Source organism: Henriciella pelagia (assembly GCF_002088945.1).
Taxonomy (GTDB): Bacteria; Pseudomonadota; Alphaproteobacteria; order Caulobacterales; family Hyphomonadaceae; genus Henriciella; species Henriciella pelagia.
Window position 1 is genome coordinate 839838 of record NZ_NCSU01000011.1, and the last position, 20082, is coordinate 859919.

The 20082-nt window shown below is 60.7% G+C and carries 13 protein-coding genes, 1 tRNA gene and 2 pseudogenes; 14 read left to right on the forward strand and 2 right to left on the reverse strand.

The window, feature by feature from the left end:
- Window positions 1-23 precede the first annotated feature (23 nt).
- The 6 genes from B8746_RS13560 to B8746_RS13585 all read left to right on the forward strand — a co-directional run bounded on the left by B8746_RS13560 (window position 24) and on the right by B8746_RS13585 (window position 7549).
- Window positions 24-1394: an NAD-dependent succinate-semialdehyde dehydrogenase gene (locus B8746_RS13560; RefSeq protein WP_084394175.1), complete on the forward strand. Its 1371-nt coding sequence runs from the start codon at window positions 24-26 to the stop codon at window positions 1392-1394.
- 164 nt (window positions 1395-1558) lie between these two features.
- The gene (locus B8746_RS13565; RefSeq protein ID WP_084394176.1) at window positions 1559-2977 is read left to right on the forward strand and encodes a type II and III secretion system protein family protein; all 1419 of its coding nucleotides are present in this window, start codon (window positions 1559-1561) and stop codon (window positions 2975-2977) included.
- A 2-nt stretch (window positions 2978-2979) separates the two neighbouring features.
- Window positions 2980-4164 (forward strand): AAA family ATPase, encoded by a 1185-nt coding sequence (locus B8746_RS13570; protein ID WP_084394177.1) that lies wholly within the window; start codon window positions 2980-2982, stop codon window positions 4162-4164.
- Window positions 4164-5639, forward strand: coding sequence for a CpaF family protein (locus tag B8746_RS13575; protein WP_084394178.1), 1476 nt, complete (start codon window positions 4164-4166; stop codon window positions 5637-5639). Before B8746_RS13570 ends, B8746_RS13575 begins: the two co-directional genes overlap by 1 nt.
- A gap of 4 nt (window positions 5640-5643) precedes the next feature.
- Window positions 5644-6597 (forward strand): type II secretion system F family protein, encoded by a 954-nt coding sequence (locus B8746_RS13580; RefSeq protein ID WP_084394179.1) that lies wholly within the window; start codon window positions 5644-5646, stop codon window positions 6595-6597.
- Between the two features lie 16 nt (window positions 6598-6613).
- Window positions 6614-7549, forward strand: coding sequence for a type II secretion system F family protein (locus B8746_RS13585; protein ID WP_084394180.1), 936 nt, complete (start codon window positions 6614-6616; stop codon window positions 7547-7549).
- Window positions 7550-7591: 42 nt separating this feature from the next.
- On the opposite strand, the gene cpaB is transcribed toward B8746_RS13585, so the two are convergent.
- Window positions 7592-8524 carry a Flp pilus assembly protein CpaB gene (cpaB, locus tag B8746_RS13590; RefSeq protein ID WP_143434601.1) on the reverse strand — a complete coding sequence of 311 codons (933 nt, stop codon included), beginning with the start codon at window positions 8522-8524 and terminating at the stop codon, window positions 7592-7594.
- A gap of 270 nt (window positions 8525-8794) precedes the next feature.
- Between cpaB and B8746_RS13595 the strand changes: the two genes are divergently transcribed.
- From B8746_RS13595 to B8746_RS17615, 8 genes and pseudogenes are all read left to right on the forward strand, one after another.
- Window positions 8795-9910, forward strand: coding sequence for an efflux RND transporter periplasmic adaptor subunit (locus B8746_RS13595; protein ID WP_233124279.1), 1116 nt, complete (start codon window positions 8795-8797; stop codon window positions 9908-9910).
- Complete coding sequence (locus tag B8746_RS13600; protein WP_084394182.1) at window positions 9907-13011, forward strand: efflux RND transporter permease subunit; 3105 nt, start codon at window positions 9907-9909, stop codon at window positions 13009-13011. The genes B8746_RS13595 and B8746_RS13600 overlap by 4 nt, the downstream gene beginning before the upstream one ends.
- 94 nt (window positions 13012-13105) lie before the next feature.
- Complete coding sequence (locus tag B8746_RS13605) at window positions 13106-14434, forward strand: cytochrome P450 (RefSeq protein ID WP_084394183.1); 1329 nt, start codon at window positions 13106-13108, stop codon at window positions 14432-14434.
- A gap of 45 nt (window positions 14435-14479) precedes the next feature.
- Window positions 14480-15745, forward strand: a complete 1266-nt coding sequence (locus tag B8746_RS13610; protein ID WP_143434602.1) for a GGDEF domain-containing protein — start codon at window positions 14480-14482, stop codon at window positions 15743-15745.
- Window positions 15746-15836: 91 nt separating this feature from the next.
- On the forward strand, window positions 15837-16631 hold the full coding sequence (locus B8746_RS13615) for an enoyl-CoA hydratase-related protein (RefSeq protein ID WP_084394185.1): 795 nt from the start codon (window positions 15837-15839) through the stop codon (window positions 16629-16631).
- Between the two features lie 104 nt (window positions 16632-16735).
- Window positions 16736-18742, forward strand: coding sequence for an alkyl/aryl-sulfatase (locus B8746_RS13620; protein ID WP_084394186.1), 2007 nt, complete (start codon window positions 16736-16738; stop codon window positions 18740-18742).
- Window positions 18743-18813: 71 nt separating this feature from the next.
- Window positions 18814-18903 (forward strand) — tRNA-Ser (locus tag B8746_RS13625).
- Window positions 18904-19048: 145 nt separating this feature from the next.
- A pseudogene (locus B8746_RS17615) lies at window positions 19049-19216 on the forward strand (integrase); the annotation flags it as partial.
- Here B8746_RS17615 and B8746_RS13635 read toward each other — a convergent pair.
- Window positions 19208-20082, reverse strand: a pseudogene (locus B8746_RS13635) (IS3 family transposase); the annotation flags it as partial. The pseudogenes B8746_RS17615 and B8746_RS13635 sit on opposite strands and share 9 nt — an antisense overlap.

A 20082-nucleotide genomic window follows, 5' to 3' on the forward strand; every position in this document is an offset into this window, starting at 1 on the left:
ACCGGCCCAAACAGGAGACAGACATGCTGAAAGCCGTGAACCCGGCGACCGGCCAGACCGTGCGCGAGGTTACGCCCGACACGGACGCCGAAGTGAATGCCAAGATTGAAGCCTCCATAAAGGCCTTCAAGGCGTGGAAAGGGAAAAGCTTCGCCGAGCGTGGCAGGCTGCTGCGCGATGTCGCGAAGTACATGCGCGACCATGTCGACACGCTCGGCCCCGTCATGACCGAGGAAATGGGCAAGCCGAAGAATGAGTCGATCGGCGAGGTAAACAAGTCAGCCTGGTGCGCCGAGCACTATGCCGATCACGCCGAACAATACCTTACCCGGCAGGTCATCGAGTCGGACGCCTCCCTGTCCTATGTCCAGCACCTGCCCATTGGTCCGATCCTCGGCATCCTGCCGTGGAATGCGCCCTTCTGGCTGGCCTTCCGATTCAGCGCGCCAGCCTTGATGGCCGGAAATTCCTGCCTCATGAAGCACGATCCCCACGTGCCGGGCTGCGCCGAAGCCATCGAAACATGCTTTCGCGAGGCTGGAGCCCCAGAAGGCCTGTTCCAGGCACTCTACCTTGAGACGCCGCGCGTCGAGGCAGTCATCCGTGACAGGCGCATCCGCGGCGTCTCCTTCACGGGTTCCTCACGGGGCGGCTCGAAAGTGGCCGAGATTGCGGGCTCGGCGATCAAGCCTGCCGTGCTCGAGCTTGGTGGCTCCGACCCGTCCGTCGTGCTTGCAGATGCCGATCTTGAGAAAGCTGCAGACACGCTGACACTGTCGCGCATCATCAATGCCGGCCAGTCCTGTATCGCCGCCAAGCGGATCATCGTCGAAGCCAGCATCTACGATGAAATGACCGCGCTGATGAAAGACCGGCTGTCGCAACTGAAAGTCGGTGATCCGGCTGATGAGAGCACGCAGGTCGGCCCCATTGCACGCCCCGACCTGCGCGACGGCCTTCACAGACAAGTACAGCAGACCATTTCCGAGGGCGCGACCTGCCTTCTCGGCGGAGAACTGCCTGATGGCGAGGGCTATTTCTATCCCGTCACCCTTCTGGCAGACGTGAAGCCCGGCATGTGCGCCTTCACCGAGGAAACCTTCGGGCCGGTCGCCGTTATGGTCCGCGCAGATGATGAGGCGCACGCCCTCGAAATGGCGAATGACACCGAATACGGCCTTGCCGCCAGCGTCTGGACGAACACGGCTCGCGGCGAGGCCATCGCGTCTCAGCTCGACACCGGACAGGTCAGCGTCAATGGCATTGTGAAAACAGACCCACGCCTGCCCTCCGGCGGCACAAAGGCGTCCGGTCTCGGACGCGAGCTCGGTCCTCACGGCATCCTGGAGTTTGTGAACGCCCAGCAGGTCTGGATCGGACCTGTGAAGTCCTGATGAGTGTGCGACAACGCCAATCACTTGTCAGGACTTCACTGCAAAGCGGCAAATTTCTGAGAAGTTTCGCTTTACCGTTTCAGTGCGGCTTTATGCCTGACTGTTAGACCGATCAGCTCTAAGTCGCTGGAAATGCGGCTGAACAGAACGTTCAGGGGCTGAAAATGGTATCGACATCGCGCAAGCGGAACACGCTGCTTGCCTGCCTTGCAGCGATCTGCCTGACTCCCGCCGCGTCAGGTACGCCCCCGCTACGCGGCGGCGAAATACCACGCGTTGAAAGCAGTGCCAGCGGCCCCCTCCAGACCGACCTGACCGTCGTTATCAACCGCTCCACCCCCATTACTGTTGCGCGCCCCTTCAAGCGCATCGCCGTGTCACAGCCCGAAATCGCCGACGCCTCGCCGACCGCAGACAATCGCCTCTACGTCCGTGGTCGCACTATCGGCGCGACCAACATCCTGGTCTATGATGATGAAGGCGAACTCGTCGAAATCATTGATGTGCGCGTCCAGCACGATCTTGGCGCCATCAGGAGTGATGTTGCCGCCCTCTTTCCGGATGTGCGCCTCGACCTGCGCACCATCGCCAACCGTCTCCACGTGCGCGGCGGCGTTCCCGATGATGCAACCGCAGCGGAAATCCTCGCCATCGCATCCAGCTACGCACCCGACGGTGTCATCGACGCCCTCAAGATCACCAGCCCGCAGCAAGTGATGTTGGAAGTCCGCTTCGTCGAAGCGTCCCGTGAAGACGTCAATGAGATCGGACTCGGCAGCGATATTTACCAGGCCGGCGACTTCGTCTTTTCGACCGGAGCAAGCATTCTGTCCGGCAGCACGCCGAAAACGCTCGGCGCCATCTTTGGCAATGCCGGCGACGTCAACATCGATGTCTTCCTTTCCGCACTTGAGCAGAAGGGCATTATCCGCACCCTTGCCGAGCCGAACCTTGTTGCCCGTTCCGGCGAGACGGCGAGCTTCCTGGCCGGCGGCGAGTTTCCGGTCCCGGTTGCCTCCGACAAGAATGTTATCACCATCGAATTCCGTGAATTCGGCGTCAGCCTGGACTTCACGCCCACCATTCTTTCAGACTCGTTGATGAGCCTCGAAGTCAGCCCAGAAGTCAGCCAGCTCGACCCGCGAAACTCCATCCGCCTGGAAGGTGTCGAGATCCCGGCACTGAGCGTGCGACGCGCCAATACGATTGTCGAGCTGTCCGATGGCGAGAGCTTCGCCATTGCCGGACTCATCCAGAACACGGTCGACAGCACGACCGTGCAGACCCCGTGGATTGGCGATGTCCCGATCCTCGGCGCACTGTTCCGTTCAAACCGCTTTCGCGAGAATGAGACCGAGCTGGTGATCATCATCACGCCGCGTCTTGTGCGCCCGGCGAGTGCCGGCACCCGGCTTGTGGATCCGCTCACCAGCCGTCGCGAACCGAGCGAAGCCGAGCGCGTCCTGATGGGCAAGCTCGACGACGACGCCGCACCAGCATCCGGAAGTGCCGTGAACAGCAATATCGATGCTCAGCTGGTACGTCGGGATCTCGGATACGTACCGCAGACCGGGACACGCTAGACATGACGGAGACCTTGAAGCCAAGCCTGCCCGCCCGCCTGCATGTCTTTGCGCCGCAATGGCACGCGGATATCGACGAGGCCGCCGGCAGGCTTGGCCAGGTCGCGCCGATCGTACACCCGGACGCCCAATCGGCGCTGAACGCTACATCCCGAGACCACAATTCAGTGATCATGCTTGAGCACGATCAGAGCTTTGATCTTGTCGAACTGTTACTGAAGGTCTCCCAGACCCACCCCAACATGCCGGGCATTGTGGTCGGCATGAACATTCCCGTCCTTGCGGTTAAGCATATCATCTCGCTTGCCCGCTGGGACATGCTCGAAGCGCCGGTAAAGCCCGAGCCGTTGCGCGAGGCCCTGGAAAATGTCAGCCGCCGCGAAGGCCGGGAGGGCGAAGGCGCGGCCGGCAAATGCTGGACGGTGACGTCTTCCGTGGGCGGTGCAGGCGCAACGCTCGTGGCCGTCGAACTCGCCTACCAGTTCAGCCAGCGCGAAAAGCGAAACAAGGTCTGCCTCGTCGACCTCAACTTCTTTGATGGCTCGTGCGCGTCGTATCTGAATTGCCCCTCGAACCTGAACCAGGTGGCACTGACGCAGTCCGCTGACCGAATTGACGAAGCCCTGCTCCAGGCCTTCATCACACGTCACAAGAGCGGCATCGACCTGCTCTCGGCGCCGCGATCCACCCGGACGTGGAACTCGATCAGGCCAGAATCCGTCTTCAAGGTGCTCGAAGTCGCCTGCGACGCCTATGACATGGTAGTGATCGACATGCCGCGCTGGCCGTCGCCCTGGTCGGGTTCAGTGGTAATGGGTTCAGACGAGGTTCTGGTGCTGAGTGAACTCACCGTACCGGCTCTCCACGCAGCCCGGCATCGCGCCGAAGAACTCGAAGATGCGACGGATGGCATGGCCAGCCCGCACATTATTCTCAACCGGATGACCAGAAAATTCTTCGGGAACGCCGTCACCGTGCCGCAGGCCGAGGACGCCATTGGCCGCCGCGTTTTTGCGACCGTCTCGTCAGACTGGGAAGCGGCCCTTTCCTCCGTGAACTTCGGACAAGCCGTCGGCCAGGCCAAGCCCGGCAACCGGATCTCCAGGGATGTCGCCGAAATCATCACCCGGCTCGAAACCGGCACAGGCGCGACCGTGCAGACCGAGAAATCAAGGAAGCGCGCATAATGGCAAGGTTCTCCATTCTCTCGAAGACACAGGCGCACAAGCGCCCGGAGGATACTGAACAGACACTCGACGAGGTGATCTCCGATATCGACGCCGAGACCGCCGTGGGCATCCCGGCGGCTTCTGTCGCTGACGAGGTCGATACTCCAGCCAGGGCCGAGGCGCACTCTACTGACGAAGACGCCCCTTCATTCGACCTGCTCGACGCCAAGCTGCGCGTCCATAACAAGCTGATCGACGAGCTTGACCTCTCCATGCTCGACAAGCTGGACGAGACCGAAATGATGCGGCAGGTCCGCCGCCTCGTGACCGAGATCGTTCGCGATGAACGCATTCCGATGAACCAGGCCGAAGTCGCGAGTTTCGCCGATTCCGTCTACCATGAGATGACCGGGCTTGGCCCGCTCGAACCACTCCTTGCTGACCCAACCATCTCCGACATCCTGATCAATGGCTATAATCAGGTCTATGTCGAGCGCCGCGGTGAACTGGAACTTTCCAGCGCCAAGTTTCGCGACAACGCCCACCTTCGCCGGATCGTCTCACGCATCGTGTCCGCGGTCGGCCGCCGCGTCGATGAAAGCCAACCCCTCGTCGATGCACGCCTGCTCGATGGTTCGCGCGTGAACGCGGCGGTCGAACCTGTCGCCATTGACGGTCCGCTCGTCTCGATCCGGAAGTTCTCGAAGTCACCGCTGACACTGGAAAAACTGATCGAATTCAAAGCCATGCCAAAGGAAGTTGCCGAGTTCCTTCATGGCGCCGTGAAATGCCGGGTCACGGCGATCATCTCCGGCGGCACGGGCTCGGGCAAGACGACGCTCCTCAACGCGCTATCCAAGGCGATCAGCCACAAGGAGCGCCTCATCACTATCGAGGACGCTGCCGAACTCCAGCTGCAGCAACCGCATGTCGCCCGCATGGAAACGCGCCCGCCAAATCTCGAAGGCAAGGGTGAGATCCGCCAGCGGGAACTCGTCAAGAACGCCCTTCGCATGCGCCCCGACCGCGTCATCCTCGGCGAGGTCCGCTCCGAAGAAGCCTTCGACATGCTGCAGGCCATGAACACCGGCCATGAGGGCTCGATGGCCACGATCCACGCCAACAATCCGCGCGAAGCGATCAGCCGTCTCGAACAGATGGTCGCGATGGGCGGCCTTCGGATTTCCTCGGAAGCGGTGCGCGGCCAGATCGCATCCGCCATCGGCATCATCATCCAGGCCCAGCGCCTCTCGGATGGTTCTCGCCGCATCACCCACGTCACAGAGGTGACTGGCATGGAAGGCGACATCATCCAGATGCAGGACATTTTCACCTTCAACCGTCTCAGCACCAGCGAAGACGGTACCGTCGTTGGCGAATTCCGCGCCTCCGGCCTTCGCCCGAAATGCCTCGATGAAATGAATCGCCGCGGCGTCCATCTCCCGCTTGAATACTTCGATCCGTCCCGGCCGCTTCTGACGGTGCCGAAATAATCCAATGGATATCTCGACCGTCATATATGTGCTGGCTTTTGCCTCTGCCTTCATGGCGATGCAGTCGGTCTTGGGCTTCGGCAAGACGGCCGTGGCAAAGACCAGGATCAACAAGCGCCTGAAGGTCAAGGAAAGCCGCGCGTCGGTCGCTGAACTTATCGTGGAACTACGCCGTCAGCGCGGTCTCGACCAGCACGGCAACCAGACCATGGCATTGCGCTGGTTCAATGATCTCGTCACCCGCTCGGGCCTCAGTTTCAATCCCTCCCTCTGGGCCGGTCTTGCCGCGAGCCTTGCCATCCTCGCTGGAGGCACAAGCTTCTTCTTACTGCACAGCGTCCTGATTTCCCTCGCGGCCGCCTTCGTGGCCGGTTTCGTGCTTCCTCTGATGTACCTGAAAATGAAGGCAGGCGGGCGTGAAAAACTCCTGGGCGCACAGCTTCCGGACGCGCTCGAAATTATCGTGCGCAGTCTTGAGGCCGGACACCCCGTGCCGACCGCAGTCTCCCTTGTTGGCCACGAAATGCCAGACCCGATCGGTTCGGAATTCGGCCTCGCCGCAGATGAAATCTCCTATGGGTCGAGTCTTCAGGAAGCGGTCAAGAAGCTTGCGGAACGGACGCGTCAGCCGGATGTGGAGCTCTTCGCCGCCACGGTTCGCCTCCAGGCCAAGACGGGCGGCAATCTCGCCAGCCTGTTGAAGGTAAACGCAGCGACAGTCCGCTCGCGCCAGAAGATGCGCATGAAAGTGAAGGCTGCGTCCTCGGAAGGGCGGGCCTCAGCCATGATCCTCACCGCAGCCCCTTTCATTGTGCTGACGATGATGCACCTGATGACGCCGCATTTCTACGGTTCCGTCATCCATGAGCCCGTCGTCCAGTATGGGCTCGGCGCGTGTGTCGCCTGGATGGCGATTGGCAATCTGCTCATGCGCAAGATGATCAATTTCAAGGTCTGAGGGAGCGCGCACACCGATGTTCGGACAAGACAGCTCTTTCGCAACAGGACTTGCTATTTCGATGGTCGCCGTGATCGCGCTCGGCCTGTTTGCGCACGCCGTGTCCCAGATCGTGCGGGGGCGCCGGCAGGTCAGCGAGCGCCTCAAGGGCGATGTGCCGCGCTCAAACCGCGCCGGATACCCGCAGAAACCGCGCAACTCCCTGATCGAGATGCTCGGCCGGAGATTCACTGACCCGAACTCCCAGGAAACCACCAGGATCCGGCATCGACTGATGCAGGCAGGCTACTACTCGAAATCGGCCCCCTACCTCTATATCGGCATTCGCTTCGTTTGCCTGGTGGCCCCACAGCTCGCCCTTGTCGGCGCATGGCCCATCATAGATGAACACATGCCGAAGAACGGACTGATCATGGCATCCGGTGCACTTGCCGTTCTCGGCTTCGTCGCTCCGTCCTTTCTGCTCGACAAGAAGATCGCTCAGCGTGAGGCCCAGTACCGCGAAGGCTTTCCGGACATGATGGACCTGATGGTCGCCTGTGTCGAAGCCGGGCTCAGCCTCGATGGCGCCGTGCAGCGCGTCGCAGAAGAACTCGTTCAGCGCTATCCGAACCTCGCCGATCACCTGAAGATCATGAACCTCGAAACCCGCGCAGGTCGCGCACGTATCGAAGCATGGAAGAATTTCGCTGACCGCCTGGGCCTGGAAGAAGCTCGATCGCTCGCAACCATGCTGCGACAATCGGAGGAACTTGGTACCAGCGTTGGCGATACACTCCGCACCTTCGCAACCGACATGCGCGAACGGCGAATGTTGTACGCCGAAGAGAAGGCTCTTGCTTTGCCGGCCAAGCTCGTCGTGCCGCTGATCCTGTTCGTTTTCCCATCCCTGCTCACAGTCCTGATGCTGCCAGCCGTGGTCCGCCTGATCGACGTCTTTTCTGCAACCTGAGCCCACTGGCGGTTGCTTGCCGGAATCACTGGTGGTGCGACGCTACTGGCTTACGGGCACTTCGTACTGCGTCACCTGCTCACCCAGCACCACCTCCACGGTTGATGAAGAGGCGCGGCGTGGGGCCAGCGGACGCGGCACGCTCGAGGCGACGCGGCGCGGGCGTGGCCGGTCGAGATTGACCGCCTCGGCCTGCATGAACTGCTCGTCCGCGCTGCCTCGAAGAGCGAGCGACAAGGTTCCGGACTCACTGGCAACAGACAGTTTCTGCGCCTGCTCCAGCGACACTGACAACGTGGCCGATTTGAACACGCGCGCATCATTTCCGATCATGTCGTCATTGAGGTCGAGACCAAGAACCTCGACATTCTGGAGCAGGACAATGGCGCTGCGGGAACTCTCCGACCGTGGGGAAACAGGCTGGTCGTCAAACATGGCCTGGCTGCCCTCATTGGCGATGAAGATCACATCGACCCGGTCTCCCGGCAGTACAAAGCCCGCCACGCCAGAAACATCGTCCATCCGGATGGTATAGGCGCGGTAGCCCGGCTCTATCCGGGAGGACAGTGACGCACGCATGCCTTCAGCAAGCAGCAGCTTTTCCGACATCATGTCACCGGCGGCAATCTCGATCAGGGTCGGGCGCCCTAGTCCGGTCGCCTCAAGCGCCTTGCGGTCGGCGAACGCCCCCCGGGGGATTTCAACGGCTGGCCTTTCCTCGACTTCGAACCATGCTGGATCAACCATGACGCCGCGCGGAATATCACGCACGGCGACAAGGACCGGTTCCCGTGCGATGACCGGCGCCTCGATGACCGTCTCCACGCCGGTCTCATCATCAGAGGATCCGAGCCAGAAGCGCGCACCGAGGATGGCCGCAACCCCGAATACAATCGAAAGGATAAGGGTAACCACCGGTGAGATCTGCATGTCGGACGCACCTTGCTGGACTGTGACCGAAGAAAACCTAGCCACCCTCCTTTAAGTCTCTTGCAAATCCCCGGCTGGAATTCGCCAGAACCGGTTAACCAGACTATATTCGTTCCAGCATATGTTTCGCGGCGACCACCGGCCTCGCAATAAAATTGAAGCTTATGACGTTTTTTGCTTTTTCCGGCGACGGAACGAACCAAGTCGGTCGTTAGAGCGTAACAGGGTCTGCATGTTCAGCGCTAATGTCGTCGTCTTTCCGACCGGATGGGCGGGCCCGCCAAAGAAATTGGAATGGAATATAGAGACGGGCGAGTGACCAGAACTTTCGGAACCACACTGATCGCAACGGCCCTTCTGGCTTCCGTGTCCGCCTGCGGCGGAGGCGACAGCAGCGCCAACGGTGCCACGACCGAGCGCGCGCGCGGCGAACGGGCCGTGCAGATAATCCCCTACAAGGTGACCATGGAGCGCCAGGTCACACGCGTCGAAGCCGTCGGGACCGCCCGCGCCCGTTCCTCGGCGACCATCTATCCTGAAACGGCCGGTGAAGTCGTCGCCGTCAATTTCGAAGCTGGAGACCATGTCGAAAAGGGGGCCGTCCTGCTGCGTATGGAATCGCGCCAGGAACAACTCGCCGTCAGCCAGGCCGAAGTTGATCTCGCCGATGCCAGACGCCTTCGCGAACGTTATGCCAGCCTGAGCGCCCCCGGCGCTATCGCCCAGAATGAACTCGACCGGGCAGACGTCGCCTTCAAGGCGGCCGAAATCAAACTCGATGTTGCCCGCGATGCGCTTGCCGATCGTACCATCCGCGCGCCCTTCTCCGGTTATGTCGGCCTGACGGACATCGACCCCGGTGCCCGCATCACCACAACCACCACAATTACCCGAATTGACGACCGCGAAGTGCTGTATATCGACTTCCCCGCCCCTGAAGCCACATTCAGCCAGATCCGGCCGGGCGAAACCATCACCGTCCAGCCATTCTCCAACCCCGAAGCCTCCTACGAGGCCGAAATCCTGACCACAGACAGCGCGGTCAACGCAACAACACGCGCTTTCACGGTCCGCGCATCGATCGACAATTCTGACGACATGCTGCGACCGGGGATGAGTTTCCGCATCGGTTTCAGCGTTCCCGGTGAAAACCTTCCTTCTGTGCCTGAAGCTTCCATCGTCTGGGGCGGCGACGGTGCCTATCTCTGGGCTGTTGAAGATGGCCGGGCGCAGCGTGTTCCCGTCACCATCGTCGGGCGGACCGAGGGCAACGTGTTGGTCCGCGCTGACATTCAGGAGGGCGACTGGATCGTTGAGGAAGGCGTCCACAAGGTCCGCCAGGGCGCGCCTGTCCAGATGCCTGACCAGACGAGGAACATCGCCCGCTCCCAAGAGGCCGCAGACCGGGCTGCGGGGGGCGCACGCCCATGATGCCGCCCGGCTCCGGCTTGCCAGGACTATCGGTCCGGCGCCCTCTCCTTGCCGCGGTTCTCAACCTGCTCATCGTGATCGCAGGCCTTGCCGCCGTTCTCGGTGTCGAAGTTCGCGAACTTCCTGATGTCGACCGACCAATTGTATCGGTGCGCGCGAACTTGCCCGGTGCCGCGCCGGAAACAATCGACGCGGAAGTCACCAGCATCATTGAAGGCGCCGTTGCGCGCGTGTCGGGCGTGCGCGAAATCGAATCCTCGAGCGAGGAAAACAATGCCCGCCTGCGGATCGAATTCAATCCGGGCGTTGATCTCGATGTCGCGGCTTCTGACGTGCGCGAAGCGGTCAGCCGCGTTCAGCGGCAGCTGCCGGAGCGCGTCGAAAACCTGTTCGTCACCAAGGCTGACGATGAAGGCCAGCCTGTCCTGACCATCGCTGTTGTCAGCGACGCCTATAGCGAAGAAGAGCTGACGCGCATCATCGAAAGCGACATCATTCCGGAATTCCTCGCCATTGATGGGGTCGCCACTGTCGGCGAGTTCGGAACACGCCTTCGGCAGATGCGCGTCGTGATCGACCCGCTCCGCCTCAGCCGTTTCGGACTGACTGTAAACGATGTCGCGGCCTCGCTGCGGCAGGCCCCGTTTGACGTGCCGGTCGGCAGCTTTCGTTCGGTGAACCAGGAATTGATCGTGCGTGCCGAAGCCACGGCGGCCACGCCGGAATTGGTCAAGGACATCATCATCCGGGACAATACCAGGATTGGGGATGTCGCCGAGGTCACGCTCGGCCCGGCTGATGCCGACAATCTCCTGCGCCTCAATGGCCGTCCTGTGATCGGCCTCGGTATTATCCGCCAGGCACAGTCCAATACGATCCAGATATCTACGGCCGCAAAGGAAAAGATCGCTGCCCTCAATGAACGCTTCGATGACATCGAACTGATCGTGCAGTCCGACGACGCGGTTTTTATCCAGGCCTCGGTCAAGGAAGTCGTGACCAGCCTGGCCATCACAGTCCTGATCGTCGTTGCGACGATCTGGCTATTCCTCGGATCGGCCAAGGCGACGCTGGTTCCGACCGTTGCGATACCCGTATCGCTGATTGGAACGCTAGCCGGCATCTGGCTGATGGGCTTTTCGATCAATCTGCTCACCCTGCTCGCGCTTGTTCTCGCGACTGGCCTGATCGTCGATGACGCCATCGTCGTGCTGGAAAATATCCAGCGCAAGCAATCGATGGACATCCGCCGCCGGGCCGCCGCCATGATCGGGGGCCAGCAGGTCTTCTTCGCCGTCATCGCAACGACCGCCGTGCTGGTCGCCGTGTTCGTGCCGATCTCCTTCCTGCCCTCTACGACCGGGCGTCTGTTCCGCGAATTCGGCTTTGTGCTGTCTGTGTCGGTGATCATTTCTTCATTCGTCGCGCTCTCGCTCGCACCAGCGATTTCGTCAAAATTCCGGTTTCGTGCCCTGGACGCGAAGGATACGCGCCTTGAGGCGTTCGGACGCAAGCTGGCAAGTGGCTACCGGACTGCGCTCGACACCTGCCTGAATCATCCGTGGATTGTGGCGCTGGTCAGCGTCCTGGTGGCCGGTGGGGCTGGGCTTCTTTACACCAGCCTCCCACAACAACTCGTGCCAGACGAAGACCGGGGCGTGATTGAGATTTCTGCACAAGGCCCTGACGGCGTCGGCCTGTATTACATGGAGCGTCAGGCTGACCAGATTGAGGATATCCTCCAGCCATTTATAGAGCGCGGAGACATCGAATCCATCTTCACTGTCGTTGGAACTTATGATCCAAACCGCGTCGGCGTTACCGCCCGCCTGAGCGACTGGGCCGAACGCGACATTTCCCAGCAGGAGCTGATCGACCAGCTGCAGGAACCAATGTCACAGATCCCCGGTTCCCGCGTATCTGTGTTCGGGCGCTCGAGCCTGAGCGGTCGGCGCGGTGGACGCGGCGGCGGTTTGCGCGTGGCGCTCACCGGCAATGACTACGATGAAATTTATGTTGCTGCCCGCGAACTTGCACGCAGAATCGAAACCGAATCTGATGTGCTGTCCAATGTGGAAATATCCTACCAACCGACGCAACCGCAGCTCTCGATCCAGATCGACCGCCGCAGAGCGGCCGACCTGAACGTCCCGCTGGACGAAATTTCTGTCACTCTGCGCGCCATGGTCGATGGTGAAGACCTCATCGACCTCAATGTCGAGGATCAGGCCATCCCGATCATCCTGGAATCCGAGACCAATGCGATTCGCAATCCGGACGACCTGCAGAATCTCTACGTCCGATCAGAGAATGGAGATCTCATACCGATCTCGACACTCACGACCATTCACGAGGAAGGCGTAGCCGCGCAACTAGATCGTACAGAGCAACGCCGCGCCATTCAGGTGGACATGGATGTTTCGACCGCCGTTCCACTTGCCGATGCAATTGCTGAACTCCGTGCGTTCGCAGGCGAAGTATTGCCGTCAAACGTGAACCTGCTTCTTCGTGGCGACGCCGAGACGCTTGAGGAAAGCAATCGCGACCTGATGCTGACTTACGGATTTGCGTTCGTCATTGTGCTGCTGGTCCTGGTCGCGCAGTTCGAGAGCATCACCAGTCCGCTCGTAATTGTTCTCAGCGTGCCGTTTGCTCTGGCGGCCGCAATCTATGCTTTGCTTCTCACAGGCGGATCGCTGAACATCTATTCGCAGATCGGTCTTGTCATGCTGATCGGCCTGATGGCCAAGAACGGTATCCTGCTGGTCGAATTCGCCGAGCAGCTGCGCAGCCAGGGCCGCAATGTCCGTGATGCCGTTCTCGAAGCCGCCACGATCCGCGTCCGGCCGATTGCGATGACGGTGATCTCCACCGTGCTTGGCTCACTGCCGCTGATCCTGTCTAGCGGGGCGGGCGCCGAAGCGCGAAATGCGATTGGCTGGATCGTGTTCGGCGGGCTTGGCCTCGCGGCCATCTTCACCCTGTTCCTGACGCCGGTCATCTATCTCGGAATCGCCCGGTTCGGCACGGCCCGCTCCACCGAGGAAGACGAGCTTGCCAAGGAACTCGAAGACGCCGCGTCGAGGCGCCCGGCAGAGTAGAATTTAGGCCGCGCTTTCCTCGGGTCATACCTTCACGACCGGGGGCAATTCTGGAATCCTCGACTCAATCAGAAAAAGTCGGAGGAACCAGGACATGTTCGCAAATGTCAGCGAGACGGCCGTTGAAGAGGCCGATGCCCCGAAAGGCCACAAATACCCGCTCGCCTTCGATGCCAGGCCAGCAGCAGACCTCACCGATATCGACCTCTTCACCCGCGGCCAGCCTTTCGAGGCCTTTGCGAGAATGCGCGAAACCGCACCGGTCTGCTGGCACGATGAAGAAATGGGGGCAGGCTTCTGGGCGCTCACTGACTATCACGACATTCGCAAGGTTGAACTCGACACAAAGACCTTCTCGTCCCAGCGTGGCGGCATCCTGATGAATTATGGCAGCGCTGATGCCCGCCACCCGCTGCTCCACCGGGCCTCGCTCGATACAATGATCTGCCTCGACCAGCCCTATCACATCCCGCTGCGCCGCGAGCATATGCCTTTCTTTACGCCCGCCTATATCGCAGATCTCAGGAAGCGCGTGGATATCAAGGTCGCCAGCCTGCTCGACGACATGGAGGCGAAAGCGCGCGACACCGGCCAGCCGATTGACCTGGTCGAGATGTTCTCCGCCGAACTGCCGCTGTTCACGCTCAGCGAGATTCTTGGCGTCGCGGAGGCTGACAGGCCGAAACTGGTCAAGTGGATGCACTATCTGGAAACCGCCGCAGACACGATGCGCAAGGGCGACGTCATCGACCCGGAATTCTTCGGTGCCTTCGTCCAGAACGTGCTCGACATGTTCGAATATGGCAAAACCGTTCTCCAGGCCCGCCGCAAGGCCCCGAAGGAAGACCTGCTCAGCGCGATTGCGCATGCCAAAATCGATGGCGAGCTCCTCTCCGATGAGATGCTCGACGGCTCCTGGCTGCTGATCGTGTTCGCCGGAAACGATACAACCCGCAACTCCATCTCCGGCACGATGAAGCTCCTCACAGAGTTCCCGGAACAGAAGCAGAGGCTGTTGAGCGACGCCTCGCTCGTTCCCAACATGGTGCATGAGGCCATCCGCATGGTTTCCCCGGTCATCTACATGCGCCGGACCGCAACGCAGGACGCTGAAATCCACGGCCAGAAGATTGGCGAAGGCGAGAAGGTCGTCATGTATTATGGCGCGGCCAATCGCGATCCCGCCGTGTTTGAAGAGCCGGACCGGTTTGACGTCACACGCGCCAATGCGAAAGACCATCTTGCTTTCGGCATGGGGCCGCATGTCTGTCTCGGTCAGCGGGTCGCGAACATGCAGCTCGAATGCGCCTACCGCCAGATCCTGACCCGCTTCCCGAACGTAGAATGGACTGGGGAGATCGAGATTGCCCCCAACAATTTTGTCCATGCCGTCTCGAAACTCGGCGTAAATCTCGGCCTCTGACTGCCGCGCAAGCAACAGATTACCGGAAATGCGTTAAGCGTTTGGTTGCCCGAATCTGTTAAGGCAGCCTCGTCAGAATACTATGAGGGAGACCTGCTTTTGAGCCAGATGGCGATGATCGGCCTTGCGATACCGGGTCTGGGAGGATGCCTGACGGCAATCTTTCTGGGCTTCTGGTATTACAATCGCGAGTTCCGGGCGCCGCTCTGGTTCGCACTGGCCTTTGCCTGCAGCGCTATCGGCTTCTGCATCAGCAACTACCTCGTAGCGAAGGACACGATGGCAAATGCCATCCTCAACAATACGATCTATGGATTAGGCCTCGTCGCCCTGTTTCAAGGCCTCTGCCTCGCCTTCAATCGCCGCATGCCCTGGATTGTCCTGTCGGCGTTTGCCGTGGGCGGCGTTGCAGTCGCAGCTGCCATCCAGGCGTCGGCGATCGGTCTCAGCTATCGAATCCTCGCGCTCAACCTCATTCACGGCTGCTTGACCGCTTACGGCCTCTTCCGATTGCGTTCGATCTGGAAGGAGCACTGGACAGGAAGCGCCGTCGTAGTCGCGTTCACGCTCGTTACGCTCAACTTTCTGATGATCGCGCCGCTCACGACAATCGGTGTCGAGCTTTCTGGCGAGAACTTCTTCACCTCTACCTATTGGCTGTCGATGAATGTCGTCGCCCTCCTGTCGGTTCTGGCAGTCGCCGGGGCTCTGATCTCCGTCTGCGTGAGCCACAATGTCAAACGCATCCATGACGATGCCAACAAGGATTACCTCACAGGCCTGCAGACACGACGTGCCTTTGAACGAAGCGCACAGTTTTACTGCACGCGCCGCTCCGGCCGGACCGCCGCCAGCCTCATCATCATGGATCTCGACCACTTCAAATCGGTCAATGACACCTTCGGCCATTCGGCGGGCGATGCAGTCCTGTCGACGATCGGCGACTTCATCAGCAAGCAGATTCGCCGCTCCGACATTGCCGGTCGCGTCGGAGGAGAGGAAATCTGCATTCTTCTTCCTGGCGTCGATGTGAATGGTGCCAGGAGGCTGGCTGCGCGACTGAAGAAGCAGATGCGCGACCTGTCCTATCCGGGAATCGATGCAACTCGCCGGATCACGGCAAGTTTTGGCATTGCCGAGTTCGGCAGGACAAACGCCTTCCACGAGATTTATGCCGAAGCGGATGCCATGCTCTACGCCGCCAAGCAGCGCGGCCGCGACCGCATCATTTGCGGCGAACGTCCAATTGACGCGGGCAGCCCGATCAGGCGTGAAGTGCTGGGCAGGGAGCCTGACAGGAAAACCGCCTGAGTCGTAATTGGCGGCATCTGCCCCAAGGTGACACTTGTTTGCACCGCCCCGGTGATGTTCATGATGGGCCTCAGAAACAGGAGGAACCCCTATGTCAGGCAAACCGGAAAGCGTCGGCAATGAAGTGCTCTACGAGGTAAAGGACCACGTCGCCCTGATTACCCTGAACCGCCCGGACAAGCGCAACGCCGTGAACGGTGCCGTTGCATCGGCGCTCGGCTGGATCTGCGGAGAAACCGAACGCGATGACGATGTCCGCGTCTGCATTCTCACATCATCCCTGGAATCGACATTCTGCGCAGGCGCTGACCTCGCCGAAATCTCGAAGGGCAATGCCCGTGCACTCTCGACCAAGGAAGGTGGCTTTGCCGGGCTCGTAAAATACCCGCGGACCAAGCCCTGGATTGCTGCGGTTCGCGGCAATGCGCTCGCGGGTGGCTGCGAGCTGCCGCTCTCCTGCGACATGATCGTGGCGGCGGACAATTCCCGCTTCGGCCTTCCGGAAGTGAAGCGCGGCATCTTTGCCGGTGGCGGCGGCGTCTTCCGCCTGCCGCGCGCCTTGCCTCGAAACATCGCGCTCGAAATCGTTGCGACCGGCGATCCGCTTCCGGCGGAACGTCTCTACCAGCTGGGCCTGATCAACCACATGGTGCCGTCCGACCAGGTGCTGGGGGAAGCCCATGCCCTCGCTGCCCAGATCAGTGTGAACGCACCGCTCGCTGTTCGCAAGAGCCTCGAAGTCGCCCGCCAGGCCTATGACGGCACGGAAGAAGACCTCTGGAAGGCATCAAACGAGGCCGCCGCTATCGTCTTCTCCAGTGAGGACGCACAGGAAGGCCCTCGTGCCTTCCTTGAAAAGCGCGCGCCGGTCTGGAAGGGCAGATAGGCTGAGCGCACATACGCCAACGCCTCTTTCCGCTTCGCCAAGGAAGTGATTGCCCCCTCCATCATCCTCGATATCCTGCCCGAATAAAAAGGGAGGATATCGAGATGAACTGGAAACTGGCTATCAGCGTGAGTACCGCGCTCCTGCTCTGGGCCTGTTCGGCACAAGGCCAAAGCGACGGCGAATCCTCCTTGTCTACACAGGCAGCCATTCCCGCCGCCCCCGAAGCCGGCCTTGCAACGGACGCGACCGCAAAGGCGAACCAGGCATTCGCGGACCGCCTGCCACTCGGCGACCAGGACGATTTTGACGACGCCGCGCGCGGATTCCTCGCGGCTATTCAGGACAAGGCCATCCTCGATGAGGCCGGAAATACCGTCTGGTCCATCCCGCAATTCGATTTCCTGAGTGCCAATGCGCCAGACACGGTGAACCCGTCGCTCTGGCGCCAATCCGGCCTTTCAGCCCAGCATGGCCTCTTCGAGGTGGCGGACGGCATCTGGCAGGTTCGCGGCTATGATCTTTCGGTGATGAGTGTCATCGAGGGCGACACGGGCTGGATCATCGTTGACCCGCTGACCGTGAAGGAGACGGCTGCCGCCGGCCTCAAACTCGTCAATGACACGCTGGGTCAGCGTCCTGTGACCGGCGTCATCTACACCCACTCCCACGCAGACCATTTTGGCGGCGCGCGCGGCGTCATCAGCGAAGCAGAGATTGCCGAGCGCGGCGTGCCAGTGCTCGCTCCAGCAGGCTTCACCGAAAGCGCGGTCGCCGAAAACCTCATCGCGGGCAATCTCATGCAGCGGCGCGCGGTTCTGATGTTCGGCAACACGATTCCGCGTTCTGACATTGCCAATGTCGGCACGGGCCTCGGCCCCGGACTGCCACAGGGCACGACCGGTCTCGTCCTGCCGACCGAAGAAGTCGGTGGCTGGGGCACGAGGCGCGTGATCGACGGCGTCACCTTCGAGTTCATGGATGCTGGCGGCACCGAAGCGCCCGCCGAGTTCATGTTCTACCTTCCCGAAAAGCGCGCGCTCTGCACCGCCGAAGTCGCAACAGCAACCTTTCATAATGTGCTGACGCCGCGCGGCGCCAAGGTTCGCGACGCCCTGAAATGGAGCCGCGTGATCGACCGTGCCCTCGCCGATTATGGCAAGCGCTCCGATCTTGTCTTCGCCTCCCACCACTGGCCGACCTGGGGCGAGGACAATGTCGAAACCTTCCTCAAGGGACAGCGCGACATCTACCGCTATGTCCACGACCAGACACTGCGCCGCGCCAATGCCGGCGCAACAATGACCGAGGCGGCCGAATCAATACCCGAACCAGGCTTCAGCCAGACCGATTTCGCCACCCGCGGCTATTACGGAACGCTCAATCACAATGCCAAGGCGGTCTACCAGTTCTATTATGGCTGGTGGAGCGGCGTGCCGGCCGATTACAACGCCCTGCCCCGTGAGGAAACTGCCGCGCGCTATGTCGAAGCCATGGGCGGCATGGACGCAGTCCTCTCAAAAGGGGTCGATGCGTTTGAAACCGGCGACTATCGCTGGGCGGCAGAGCTGTTCAACCAGGCGGTCTTTGCCGCACCGGACAATCAGTCCGCAAAGGACTGGCTTGCCGCCAGTTACGAACAGCTTGGCTTCCAGGCCGAAAGCGGCGCATGGCGCAGCTATTATCTCACCGCAGCCAGCGAACTTCGAAACGGCGTGCCGGATGCCGGCGCGCCCAATCTCGGCAATGCCGATTTCCTGAAGGCGGTGCCGACGCTCGATCTCTTCGACGCCCTCGCCAGCCGGTACAATCCGCAGAAGCTCGCACGTGAGCCGTTCAGCATTGTGTTCGACTTTACCGACACATCGGAAGTGATCACGGTCGAAATCGGAACAGACGTCGTCGTGCCACGCGCAGCCGATACCGACGCGGCGGTCGCCCGCCTGACTCTCAGTCGAACTGACTTCAACAGCCTCATCCTGCGCGAGATCGGCGTGCCTGACCTGATGGCGGCTGGACGCCTCACGATCAGCGGTGAAGCCGCGGCCGCAGGGGCGTTTCTGATGACGCTGGACACGCCGGACTTCTGGTTTCCGGTCGTCACACCCTGAGCGATGTCAGTTTCTGGCTACATGCCCTCTTGCAGCTGCGCCAGCATGCCGCTAGTCAGGCAGGCTGTTGCGGAGAGGTGGCCGAGTGGCTGAAGGCGCGCCCCTGCTAAGGGCGTATACGTTTACGCGTATCGAGGGTTCGAATCCCTTCCTCTCCGCCACTTCAGTTCTTTCCGAAAAGCCACAAACCCCTGTATTTGTTGTGTATTAATGCACGCCCTTGCCTGCATTGGCCCACCTCTGCATTGAAATGCTACACAATTTGCTACACAAAAGGAGCAGGGTGTGGCGATTTTCAAGCGAGGACCCGATCATTCATTCTATTCGCTTCGCCATTCCTTTGAAGACCGCATGATCGCAGCAGGTGTCGATGACCGGATCCGTCGGGACCTGTTCGGTCACAGGTTAGACCGAGAACGATATGGCAAGGGTGCCTCGCTTGAACACGTCGCCGGATTAGTGGAGAGCCTCGCGCAAATCAAAGAAGATTTCCCTCGCCAACAACTCGTCGCGAAGCTTGGAGTTGAAGCTCTCGCAGTATCCGTTTTCCCATGGTGAACCCGGTTCGATATAGAGCGTCTTCACGCCGATCCGGCCAAGCCAGTCGCGCAGGGCGGTGGCGATGAACTCCGGTCCATTATCGGAGCGGATATGCTCCGGCGGACCATGATGCACGAACAATTCGCTTAGCGTGTCGAGGACATCGCGGGAATTGAGCTTGCGTTCGACGCGGATGGCGAGACATTCGCGAGTGAACTCATCAATCACGTACAGCATGCGGAACACCTTGCCGTCATGCGTGCGGTCCTGGACGAAGTCATACGACCAGACATGGCCCGTGTGCATCGGCCTCAACCGGATGCAGGAGCCGTCATTCAGCCAGAGACGGCCTCTCTTTGGTTGCTTCATTGGCACTTTCAGCCCTTCACGCCGCCAGATGCGATACACCCGCTTCTCGTTCACATGCCAGCCATCCCGTCTCAGCAGGGCCGTGATGCGGCGATAGCCATACCGGCCGAACCGCTCGGCCAGGGCGATGATGGCCGCTGTCAGCATGTCCTCATCCTGGCGTGGCACACGCGGCTTGCGCTGAGTGGAACGGTGCTGGCCGATCACGCGGCAGGCCCGGCGCTCGGTTGCGCCGAGTGTCTCCACCACATGATCGACCGCATCGCGCTTGCGTGAAGGGCTCAGAACTTTCCCTTGATGACTTCCTGAAGGATCTGGTTGTCGAGAGTCAGATCAGAGATCGCCCGGCGAAGCCGTGCATTCTCCTTCTCCATCTCCTTCATCCGCTTGGCCTGGCCAACCTGCAGCCCGCCATACTCCTTGCGCCACCG

Excerpts from the sequence above, each read along its gene's own strand:
- B8746_RS13560 (WP_084394175.1), top strand. The coding sequence starts at position 24 with ATGCTGAAAGCCGTGAACCCGGCGACCGGCCAGACCGTGCGCGAGGTT.
- B8746_RS13565 (WP_084394176.1), top strand. The coding sequence starts at position 1,559 with ATGGTATCGACATCGCGCAAGCGGAACACGCTGCTTGCCTGCCTTGCA.
- B8746_RS13570 (WP_084394177.1), top strand. The coding sequence starts at position 2,980 with ATGACGGAGACCTTGAAGCCAAGCCTGCCCGCCCGCCTGCATGTCTTT.
- B8746_RS13575 (WP_084394178.1), top strand. The coding sequence starts at position 4,164 with ATGGCAAGGTTCTCCATTCTCTCGAAGACACAGGCGCACAAGCGCCCG.
- B8746_RS13580 (WP_084394179.1), top strand. The coding sequence starts at position 5,644 with ATGGATATCTCGACCGTCATATATGTGCTGGCTTTTGCCTCTGCCTTC.
- B8746_RS13585 (WP_084394180.1), top strand. The coding sequence starts at position 6,614 with ATGTTCGGACAAGACAGCTCTTTCGCAACAGGACTTGCTATTTCGATG.
- B8746_RS13600 (WP_084394182.1), top strand. The coding sequence starts at position 9,907 with ATGATGCCGCCCGGCTCCGGCTTGCCAGGACTATCGGTCCGGCGCCCT.
- B8746_RS13605 (WP_084394183.1), top strand. The coding sequence starts at position 13,106 with ATGTTCGCAAATGTCAGCGAGACGGCCGTTGAAGAGGCCGATGCCCCG.
- B8746_RS13615 (WP_084394185.1), top strand. The coding sequence starts at position 15,837 with ATGTCAGGCAAACCGGAAAGCGTCGGCAATGAAGTGCTCTACGAGGTA.
- B8746_RS13620 (WP_084394186.1), top strand. The coding sequence starts at position 16,736 with ATGAACTGGAAACTGGCTATCAGCGTGAGTACCGCGCTCCTGCTCTGG.